Consider the following 9,551-nt stretch of genomic DNA (forward strand, 5'->3'; position numbering starts at 1 on the left):
ATGATGAGGTTCGTGATTTGATTGTTATGGGCTAAAAGTGTGCGTTTGCCCTGTAACTTAGCATAACATTATATTCACATTACTATAATCCTCTTTTTAAATACGCTACAATTGAAATAACTATCATATCGCTTATCAAGGACGAGCCATGTTAACTATCCTAAAAAGTCGTCAGTCTAAAACTCATAACGACAAACCTATCGTCCCTTTTAAGCAAAAACTGCCTCAATTACCGCCACTGCCGAATATGCCAAAGCGGGCGCTGGCTAGTGCAAAGCGATTGATGCCTCGCCTGCCCTTTACCAACAAACCTCCGCAATACGACATGTTAATTATCGGGGCGGGTGTCTCGGGGATTGATATGGCCTGTCATATTCAGCGCAATAAGATACTCTCAAAGTCTATCAAGACCGGACGAGTCACTATTATTGAAAAACGAGATGCTATCGGAGGAACGTGGGATTTGTTTAAGTATCCAGGGATACGCTCTGACTCCGATATGACGACGTTTGGATTTGCGCATCGGCCTTGGCTTGGTAAAAAGACGCTGGCCGATGCCGAGTCTATTAAACAATATATTGTAGAGACTGCTGAAGATGTAGGGATAGACTCGCTAATACAGTTTAATACAGAGGTATCCAAAATTGAGTGGTCAAGTAAGCTTAAGTATTGGACGGCAACTGTACTCGATGTTAAAACTGGTAAAACCCAACAGATTACTAGTCGGTTTATCATCGGGGCTACCGGTTATTACGATTATAAAGAAGGCTATCAACCTACGTTTAAGGGACAAGAGTCGTTTAAAGGTCAGATCGTTCATCCGCAGCTGTGGACACATGACATAGACTATAACAATAAGCGGGTGGTGGTGATCGGTAGTGGTGCGACGGCAGTGACTTTGGTGCCTGCACTACTTGATAAGACGGTATCAGCGTCCAATCCCAAAGGCCGTATAGCGGCGCATGTAACGATGTTACAGCGATCGCCCACATATATTGGTAGTGTACCCAGTGAGGATAACAGCATAACCTTGCTAACGGAGCGCTTTAAACTTAGTTCCGATACAGCCTATAGTCTTATACGCGGCAAAAACATCTTATTTCAACAAGGGGTATATAAATTAGCAAAAGTTGCCCCTAAGGTGTTAAAAACCGTATTAATAAGAGATGCCAAAAAAGCACTAAAAGGAAGCGTTGTTAGCGTTGAGCATTTTAAGCCCGATTATGATCCTTGGGATCAGCGTTTGTGTGCGGTACCAGATGGCGATCTGTTTAAAACTATACATAGCGGGCGAGCTGACATAGTTACAGATTCTATCAAATGCTTTACGCCATCAGGCATTGAGCTTGAATCAGGACGTCATTTAGAGGCTGATCTTATAGTAACAGCGACTGGCCTTAAACTACAAATGCTTGGCGGGGCAAAAGTCTATATAGATGGTGATCTACGTGAAGTAAGCGAGCGTATGACTTATAAAGCTGTCATGGTGGATGGGGCACCAAACTTAGCCGTATTATTTGGCTACACCAATGCTTCTTGGACTTTGAAAATCGATTTGGCTTGCGATTATATTACCCGTTTATTGCGCCATATGTACCTTAATGGCTACTCCACTGTGGTGCCAAGCCCCGTGACTGAAGATGGTGAAGTTGCTGTCAAACAATCCGGCACAGTAATGGGTTCCTTAACAGCTGGATATATCAAACGAGCTGAAAATGTCCTTCCAAAACAGGGCGACCGCTATCCATGGCTAGTCACCAATAACTATTTAACGGATACCGTTATGCTTAAATATCATAGAATTAAGGACAAATGGCTAAGGTTTAAGTAGAAAACATAATGCCAAATTTTTAAATAAGTAGTGAGTTTACATATTTAAGGGTCATTGACATTTTATTGTGTCATTAAATAGATGCTTGCATTTAGCAATAGATAAAAAAGCACTTAGCATAAATATGTCTATTGACAATCTTTTCTAAGTGCTTTGAAGTTTTTTCACAACGTTAACTGAAGCGTTGTTTTATAATTAAATAGCTTTGTAATAGATACTATTTAACAGTCGATAACAATTCTTTCACCGCTAATTTACCTAATTCATTGGCCGCCAATGGACCATCACCAGAGATAAGTTTTCTATCTTGATGCGTATGCCCAGAGGCTAGTTTATTGGTTACAGTAACACCTAGATCTTCAAGTTTTTCGTTAAAATACCAAGGCATATCACCGGGTAAATAACCCATTTTAGGCATTTGTTTGTCCATTACATCTGGGAAAGCAACGATGTCATAGCCTTTAAAGATAAAGTCCATATTAGCATTATCCGTACTCGCAGAGTTATTGTTGTTAGCGTCATTGTCATTATGATTGTCATTATGATCATCATTGTCTAAACTGGCCGCTAACAAGGCAGCTGGTCCATGGCAAATAACCAAGGTTAATAAGTCATTTTTATGTACCCAACGTAAGATTTCACCGAGATTCTTATCATCTGGCAAGCCTAACATCGCACCATGTCCACCAGGAATAAAGATAGCGGCATAGTCACTCATAGCTGCTAAATCCTCTTTTACAAGCTCAGCTAAACTATTTGGTTTCTCAAGTCGCTCTTTATATTCATCATAAATCGCTTTGACATTGTCATCTTCATTCGGCATTGCCCAATCTTCAATTTGAACTGGTTTTCCCGTTGCAGTAAATACGTCAACATCAAAACCTGCTTTTTTGAAATGTAACATCGGTACCATCATTTCAATGGGCTGATTGCCGGTCTTAAATTTTCTATCATTTGCCATGGTCATATACTGCTCTTCAGTACACACCATTAAGATTTTTTTATTACCCGTATAAGGGCTATCAAACTCAGTGTCGTCATAATTACTTTTATTTGGGGCGGCTAATTTTAGTGAAGACTCAGAAGGAATATAGATGCCCTCTTCGATTTCTTGTGGCTCAAAACCTAAAGCGTCTTTAACGCTATTCAAAGCCTCTTTGATATTTAATTTTTCCAATTTGTCTTTAAGATTGAAGTCTGGAATATTCATAGGTAATGTCCTGTTATTAATTATTATTTATTGAGTTATTTAAGGTCTATCATTAAACATCTATTTATATTAATTAGTTTTAACAGTCTATTAGTAATACCGATAAGCTTACTATTTACTTTTGGTAAGCACTGTAAGTTATGCGTATCAACTACCCTCTGCACAATTACCACATCAGATCATCTGGAATAACATAGGCGGCATATGGATCATCTTCAGCAGGTTCGTTCTCAGCCTTGTCCTTAGACTCTACAATAAAGCCTTCAAGCTTCTCATTAATACGATCTGCCAAAGGTCTGGGAAGTAACGCATAACCGTCTTCTAAACGAGCTATACTGACATGACCAGCAACAATCTGATCAAATAGTTTCTGAGTAAGATTCATTTTCTTAATTTTTGAGTCATCCACAAAGCGGTATTCAGTATCGCCTTCAATTTCAGTAATCTGATGCTGTTGAATCATTTGCACAATATTGGCTCTTAAAGTTTTATCTTCCAATGCTTGTTGCTTTTGTTGGTTTAGCTTTTGATCGCGTTCAAGCTTCTCGGCTTGAGCCTGCGCTACAGACTGTTTAATGTCGGCATCGGCTCCATTACCGGTTCTTTTGGCATGTTGTGCCTGTTTGGTAAGCTTTTTCGCTTTTTTATTGTCTACCAGTCCTGCTTTTAACAACTGATCCTGAAGCGCATTTTTTGCCACGTTCTTTTTAGCCATATAAAATCACCTAAATCATAAACAAATTAGAAAAAATTAAAATATCATAAGCCCATGGTAGCAAGTTTCACTTATTCTCACTATGGTAATTTCATATTGCCGGCTTTAATCCAGTCTGCATGGCGCATAAGGCAATCAATCAGTACAGTAACCAGTTCATCAGTCAGTGCAACATTTACTCCAGCAGTCAAGCCAGCAATGAATACAGACCATATGAATATGTATCGATTAAAATTATAATAGCTATAAAATAATAAAGGAGTTCAATATGTCTAGTCTCAAGCAGCCTCTACTACAAAAACAGCTTGAAATGACCGATGCACAAGGCAAACCTTATATTGTCACTTTAAAGGTAATCGAAGCTGACATCACGCAGTTACAAGTGGATGCCATCGTTAATGCAGCCAATTCTAGCTTACTTGGCGGAGGCGGTGTTGATGGCGCTATTCATCGCGCTGCAGGTCAAGAGCTGGTTCAATATTGTCGCACCTTACAAGGCTGTCCTACCGGTGAAGCTAAAATTAGCCCAGGCTTTAAGTTACCTGCTAAATATGTGATTCATACTGTTGGCCCTGTGTGGCACGGAGGAGATAGAGGTGAACCTGAGTTGCTATCGGATTGTTATCGCAACTGTATTGAATTGGCTTATGGGAATAAGGTCGGTAGTATCGCCTTTCCTGCCATTAGTACTGGGGTGTACGGCTACCCTATTGAAAAAGCTACTGAAATTGCCATTAACACGGTTATAGACAGCTTACAAAAAATAGTTAAGGCGGTCGATTCAGAAGCGACGGTAACTCAAGAAGTGCTTAGGGAGGTTGTCTTTTGCTGCTTTTCGACTTCTGCTGCAAAGATATATCAACAAGAGCTTGAGGCTGTTTAAATCAAAGTAAGGCGGACTGATTATCCGTAACTTTGTTTAATCACCTTTATTAGATTTTGGTTTATAGTGATCAAATTCATAACGTATTTTATTATTGCGAATTTCACCAATAAAGAGACGGTGAAAGTTAGCATGCAGATATTTTCTGCCGGTGGTCATAATACCATCTTGCTTTAACCGTCTTGGATCAAAAGTAAAACCTAATGGCAGCATACGAAACTTAGTAATACGACTGGCCCGATTGACATAATCACAGTCTTCACAGAGGGTGATAGTGTTATCAAATCCTTGAATGGTATTATGCACAGTCTTTGTAGAAAACAGACAAGCGCCAATCGCTGTGGGAAACACAAACTGCGTCAATCCAATACCTAAATTAAATAACCTATATCCCAAGCTATAACGCTTAGGCAGGCCTTTTGAAGACATATATACCCCTGCAACCTGCAGTTGTTTAGCATCCAAATCTTTCAATGCTTGCTCTATAAAATTAGGCGCTAAACGGACATCGGCATCTAAAAAAAGTAAACGCTCATGCTGCGCTAATTCGGCTCCGGTGTTACGACCTAGACACACGCCTTTGGTGAGCATTTGCTCAATATGCAGTTTTGGAAGACGGTTGGCAAATCCTTGAGCAACGGTGCAGGTCTCGTCTTTGCTATTTGAATCCACCAAAATCACCTCGAAGTCTCGATGCGTCTGTTGCACCAAGTCTTCAAGTAAGCTGCCTATACGTTCAGCTTCATTTAAGGTAATAATAATAATACTGAGAGAAGACACAAGGCCATCCTATACGACACAATCGAAGTGCATTATGGATAAAGACCAATTGCTAAGCTGCATACTGGCTTCACTCATGCTACTATTTAAATATGTCAATATTGTTATGATAATTCATATCACAACAATAATTCTAAACTTGTTTTTTATCTTATCTATTATTTAGATTTATCACTATATAGTATCACTACCTTTTATCGACTATCATCTACAAATCAGCCTTTAAAGTTTTACTTTCAAACATTATCTAGTGTTGGCCAAATTTTACCCGGATTTAAGATATTATTTGGGTCTAAGGCATGTTTAATGGCTTGCATCACTAGCACTGCCTCACCATGCTCATGTTGCATGTATTTTTGTTTACCTTGCCCGATACCATGTTCACCAGTACAAGTGCCGTCCATATCAATAGCTCGTTTTGCCAAGCGACTAACCAAAGCTTCAGCCTTCTGCACTTCTTCAGGATTATTAATATCTACTAGCAATAGAACATGGAAATTACCATCGCCTACATGACCGACAATAGGCCCAATCATACCTGAAGCCTGAATATCTTTGGCGGTTTCACTGACACATTCGGCCAATCTTGAGATAGGCACACAAGCATCAGTGGATAATGCTTTGGCTTCCGGACGCAAGGCACAACTTGCAGGATAAGCATTGTGCCTAGCGTGCCACAGTTTTTTACGCTCTTCTTCATTACTACCCCAAGCAAAATCTGATCCACCGCAGTCTTCAATAATTTCTGCAAAGATTTGTGCTTGCTCCTCAACCCCTGCTTCACTACCATGAAACTCAACAAATAAGGTTGGCATCTCTTTTAAATTAAGGTTTGAATACTGATTACAGGCTTTAACCTGTAAAGCATCTAATAATTCAATACGGGCAATCGGCAGACACATCTGAATAGTCATCATCGTAGCTTCACAGGCAGCTTCCACAGTTGGAAAATGGCAAATACCACTGCCGATACAGGCAGAAATACCAAACAGCTTTAAGGTGGTTTCAGTAACAATGCCAAGCGTGCCTTCAGAGCCTATTATCAAACGGGTTAAGTCATAGCCTGCCGCTGATTTTTTGGCGCGGCTGCCCATTTTGATAACTTTTCCATCAGCAGTGACCACTTCTAACGACAGTACCACATCTTTCATGGTCCCATAACGAACGGCATTGGTGCCCGAAGCGCGGGTAGCAACCATACCACCGATAGTGGCATTGGCACCTGGATCAATGGGGAAAAACAGCCCCGTATCACGCAAGTAATGGTTTAGCTGCTCACGAGTGACCCCAGGCTGCACGGTCACCGTCAAGTCTTCATTATTCACTTGAATAATCTCATTCATTTCGCTCATATCAATACATAGCCCTCCATAAGGGGCATTGAGCTGACCTTCAAGTGACGAGCCAATACCGAATGCAATCACAGGCATTTGATATTCATTACAAAGGGCGACTGCTTTGGCCACTTGTTCTTTATCTTTGGCAACAAGTACTGCATCTGCTGGCTGGTTTTTTAGCCAAGTCATGGTGTGGGCGTGTTGCTTACGAATCGTTATATTATCGCTAAGTTGATTCCCAAACAGCTGCTTTAGTTGTTGAATGGCTTCACTATAGTCTTTTGTCGAAATAGGTTTTGAATCTATATCTAAGTGTTGACTCATTTATTTCACCTTAGGGTTTTTAGTATTGTGTTTGAACGGATTATCAGTTGTATTAGTACTGTTATTGAGCAAGTGCTAGACGATAATTCTTCAAAGCTTTGCTCAATAAATCGCATTAAAAAACTGTATTTATCTATGACGGGTCGAGTGATGATGAGCGTTTTAAATCTGTCATTCATTACGATCTTTAAGGCTTTTGTTTTATAAAGAGTTTTAGGATTTATTTTAAATAAGTAGATTGACTATGTTACTTAAGTTTTCTAAAATGAAGTTATTATTGAAACATTTATTAAAGATTATGATACTTTTTCATAACAATAATGTTTTAATTAATGAAGGAAGTCTACAAGGATGTTGAGCGTTTAGGGTGGATAACCAGTGACGTATTTCTTTCAAAACCTTTATTCTTAATCCCTATTATAAGATAGATTTTTCTTCTGTAAGCATATTTAAGCCTAAAAAATCTCCTCAATTAATTTGATTGTCTATGCTTTTTTAATTTTCTTCAATACAAGGATGTATCATGAAAAAGACTATTTCTATTGCCTGTGCTGTGGCAGCTCCTATCTTATTTAGTCAATCGGCTTTCGCTTCATTCGATTATTTCAAATCAAGTGATGATGGTTTTAAACGTTACTCCATCTCCGGTGGCTGGCTACATGCTGATCCGCAAGGTAAGGCCACACCTATCGAAAATAAAACAGCTATTAAAGATGGTAATAAGTATAAAGTTGCTGGTACGCCTACTGAGTTTCAAGGTCTTGGAGAATGGAGCTCTCCAGGCACAGGACTTGAGTCAGATACTGTAGATACCTTTGGTATGCTACTTACTTACTATGCTGATGAGCATTGGGCTATGGAAGTTAAAGCCGGCATTCCTCCTAAAGTAGATATTTTAGGTAAAGGGGAAGTTTACGCTAACCTAACCAAACCTATTCCTTCATCTCTTCAGGTTACTGATATGACCCGCGGTGGTGGTGTGGCCTCTACCGCCCGCGCTTGGCTACCGGCAGCCCTAGTGCAGTATCAATTCGGTAAACGTGGTGTGGATAAATTCCGCCCTTATGTTGGTGCCGGTGTGATGTACGCTTACTTCAATGATATTAAGTTAAATCCTGGTATTGGCCAAGACTTACAAGTAGCAGCTGGACGATTACAACTTATTCAAGATGGTAAAGCGTTAGAGGCTTTAGGTTCAAAAAACGATGTTCGTGATAATAAAGACGCAGGTGTGGCTGACATGCGCGTTAAGGTTGAAGCCGATAGTGCATGGGCCCCCATTATCAATTTGGGAGCCACTTATGATTTCGATGAAAACTGGTATGCGGTTGGTTCTATCAGCTATGCAAAACTTGACAGTGATACCATTATTACTGTCAATAACGGCAAAGGCGAGAAACTAATCGAAGCAAAGTCTAATATTGATATAGATCCTTATATTACTTATTTAGGCGTGGGTTACCGTTTTTAATGGATACTATTGGATTAACACCCTATTAATGAACTAAGTTTTATGCACCAAGTTTCATCAACCAAGTTTCATTAATTAAATTCTTGAGCCAGAACAGGTAGTTAGCTTTTCAAAACGCACCGTTAAAAAGACGCACTTTTCATAAGTGCGTTTTTTTGTGGCGATTCTAAAACTTTAAGTTAAGAAGCGTTCTGCTTTGCTATACTAAATGCTTTGCTATACTAAATAAGTTCAACAACCTAAATGAGCATATTCATTATGACCGAGCCTTTAGTAAATCCAAACCTTGATACGTTAGCGGTTGAATATCCGCTGCAAATCGCAACATTAGTGTGTGTACGTGCCGGTAAAGCCATGCCTTTTACCAGAGAGCAGTTAAGTGCTATTAATAAAGCACCTGTTAAAGAGCCTGTAGCAGTTAATTATTTGGGACTGCTGACAGATGAGCAAGCGGATAGGCGTCATCATGGCGGACACTTAAAAGCGGTTCATCAAATGAGCACTGCCACCTATGATATGCTCAACAGCGAATTTAAGCTTAAACTCGATATTGGCTTGCTGGGTGAGAACTTAACCACTAAGGCTGTTGCGGGCATTGAAGAGATGACTGAGGCGACAGTTTGTATTGGTGATATCTATCAATATGGCGATGGTAAAGATTGTGTTCAATTGCGTGTGGTTCAGCCAAGACGACCTTGTTATAAAATTAACGATCAAATCGGACTTAACGCCACCAAAAGAAACATAGCATCTTGGGTTACCAAACAAGGTATTTCAGGTTGGTACTTTCAGGTGGTAAAAGATGGCATTATAGATTCTGGAATGCCTGTTTATTTGATTCAACGTCCTTATGCATTTGCTACTCTAAAACAGTTATGGACACTGACAAATCACAAACAACCTCTGAGCAAAGATTTGATAGAGCCTTGGTTGGCCATTGAATGTTTGGAAGACAGTTGGAAAAAAGCATTAGCTAAAAAACTTAGTTTAAGTAACTAAG

Annotated in this window: 8 protein-coding genes; 4 read left to right on the forward strand and 4 right to left on the reverse strand. The window is 39.7% G+C overall.

The genetic code is table 11. From position 1 onward, the window contains the following. Nucleotides 1-148 precede the first annotated feature (148 nt). Nucleotides 149-1,831 carry an NAD(P)/FAD-dependent oxidoreductase gene (locus tag QZ265_RS07795; protein WP_296405034.1) on the forward strand — a complete coding sequence of 561 codons (1,683 nt, stop codon included), beginning with the start codon at nt 149-151 and terminating at the stop codon, nt 1,829-1,831. A gap of 217 nt (nt 1,832-2,048) precedes the next feature. Here QZ265_RS07795 and QZ265_RS07800 read toward each other — a convergent pair whose 3' ends face one another. Both QZ265_RS07800 and QZ265_RS07805 read right to left on the reverse strand, forming a co-directional pair. Further along, on the reverse strand, nt 2,049-3,041 hold the full coding sequence (locus QZ265_RS07800) for a DJ-1/PfpI family protein (protein WP_296405036.1): 993 nt from the start codon (nt 3,039-3,041) through the stop codon (nt 2,049-2,051). Between the two features lie 166 nt (nt 3,042-3,207). Next, nucleotides 3,208-3,741, reverse strand: a complete 534-nt coding sequence (locus tag QZ265_RS07805) for a DUF2058 domain-containing protein (protein WP_296405047.1) — start codon at nt 3,739-3,741, stop codon at nt 3,208-3,210. A 283-nt stretch (nt 3,742-4,024) separates the two neighbouring features. Between QZ265_RS07805 and QZ265_RS07810 the strand changes: the two genes are divergently transcribed. Further along, nucleotides 4,025-4,639 carry an O-acetyl-ADP-ribose deacetylase gene (locus tag QZ265_RS07810; protein ID WP_296405038.1) on the forward strand — a complete coding sequence of 205 codons (615 nt, stop codon included), beginning with the start codon at nt 4,025-4,027 and terminating at the stop codon, nt 4,637-4,639. A 36-nt stretch (nt 4,640-4,675) separates the two neighbouring features. On the opposite strand, the gene QZ265_RS07815 is transcribed toward QZ265_RS07810, so the two are convergent. After that, a complete protein-coding gene (locus QZ265_RS07815) occupies nt 4,676-5,419 on the reverse strand; it encodes a glycosyltransferase (protein WP_296405040.1) in 744 nt (247 codons plus the stop codon). Nucleotides 5,420-5,655: 236 nt separating this feature from the next. After that, nucleotides 5,656-7,047 (reverse strand): FAD-linked oxidase C-terminal domain-containing protein, encoded by a 1,392-nt coding sequence (locus QZ265_RS07820; protein ID WP_366513678.1) that lies wholly within the window; start codon nt 7,045-7,047, stop codon nt 5,656-5,658. Between the two features lie 556 nt (nt 7,048-7,603). On the opposite strand from QZ265_RS07820, the gene QZ265_RS07825 reads away from it, so the two are divergent. Together QZ265_RS07825 and QZ265_RS07830 are read left to right on the forward strand one after the other, a co-directional pair. Beyond that, nucleotides 7,604-8,551: an OmpW family outer membrane protein gene (locus QZ265_RS07825; RefSeq protein WP_296405043.1), complete on the forward strand. Its 948-nt coding sequence runs from the start codon at nt 7,604-7,606 to the stop codon at nt 8,549-8,551. 258 nt (nt 8,552-8,809) lie between these two features. Beyond that, nucleotides 8,810-9,550: an MOSC domain-containing protein gene (locus QZ265_RS07830; protein ID WP_296405045.1), complete on the forward strand. Its 741-nt coding sequence runs from the start codon at nt 8,810-8,812 to the stop codon at nt 9,548-9,550. The last annotated feature ends 1 nt before the right edge of the window (nt 9,551 follow it).

This window comes from Psychrobacter sp. (assembly GCF_018260395.1).
Taxonomy (GTDB): Bacteria; Pseudomonadota; Gammaproteobacteria; order Pseudomonadales; family Moraxellaceae; genus Psychrobacter.

What these genes read in the sequence shown, in the direction of transcription:
- QZ265_RS07795 (WP_296405034.1), top strand. Translation starts at nt 149, where the DNA reads ATGTTAACTATCCTAAAAAGTCGTCAGTCTAAAACTCATAACGACAAA.
- QZ265_RS07830 (WP_296405045.1), top strand. Translation starts at nt 8,810, where the DNA reads ATGACCGAGCCTTTAGTAAATCCAAACCTTGATACGTTAGCGGTTGAA.
- QZ265_RS07825 (WP_296405043.1), top strand. Translation starts at nt 7,604, where the DNA reads ATGAAAAAGACTATTTCTATTGCCTGTGCTGTGGCAGCTCCTATCTTA.
- QZ265_RS07800 (WP_296405036.1), bottom strand. Translation starts at nt 3,041, where the DNA reads ATGAATATTCCAGACTTCAATCTTAAAGACAAATTGGAAAAATTAAAT.
- QZ265_RS07810 (WP_296405038.1), top strand. Translation starts at nt 4,025, where the DNA reads ATGTCTAGTCTCAAGCAGCCTCTACTACAAAAACAGCTTGAAATGACC.